Origin of the sequence: Brevundimonas sp. EAKA (genome assembly GCF_000698025.1) — a bacterium.
GTDB classification, from domain to species: Bacteria; Pseudomonadota; Alphaproteobacteria; order Caulobacterales; family Caulobacteraceae; genus Brevundimonas; species Brevundimonas mediterranea_A.
On the sequence record NZ_JMQR01000272.1, the window covers coordinates 1 to 651 of the forward strand.

At 64.8% G+C, this 651-nt stretch carries 1 protein-coding gene; it reads left to right on the forward strand.

The window, feature by feature from the left end:
* Positions 1-81: 81 nt before the first annotated feature.
* The gene (locus ER13_RS19115; protein WP_255347100.1) at positions 82-417 is read left to right on the forward strand and encodes a 2OG-Fe(II) oxygenase family protein; all 336 of its coding nucleotides are present in this window, start codon (positions 82-84) and stop codon (positions 415-417) included.
* Positions 418-651 lie beyond the last annotated feature (234 nt).

The window sequence follows — 651 nt, forward strand, 5'->3', positions numbered from 1 at the left end:
TGGGTGTGGTCAGATGGAAACATACTCTGGAGTAGGAGAGAAGGAGGTCCACCCGGATTGAAGCCATTTTGTTTGAGTGGGGTGGCCCAAGTTGGGAAAAAAAGAAATTCCGGGTGCCCAAGCCAAAAGCCCGGCGGCGCCCCTCCCAGCCATCCCCACCTTCGCGCCTGCGGGCCGGGCACAGTCTATATCGGCTTCCCCGACGGCGCTTCTTCGCTGAAACTGGAAGACCCCCGCCTGCCCTTCATGATGGCCCGCCCCTCCGTCACCGAGGACGCGACCGAGGCCGAACGCCCCTTCGTCTATCTGACGCCCCGCCCCGGCACGATCCTGATGTGGGAAAGCTGGCTGCGCCACGAGGTCCCGACCAACCAGGCCAAGTCCGACCGCATCTCGATCAGCTTCAACTACGCCTGAGACGAACTTCCGCCCCATTCCAGCGTCGCCCCGATTGAATGGCGCGCTGTCTCGGGACCCCCGTAGGGGTGGAGGGGCTCTTGGCGCCCCACCAACTTTTCCGAGGCGTTTGCCCCCTCCGTCACGGCGCTTTGCGCCGCGACACCTCCCCCAAGGGGGGAGGAATGCGAACACCAAAATCCTCCCCCCTTGGGGGAGGTGGATCGCCGGCGAAGCCGGCGAGACGGAGGGGGC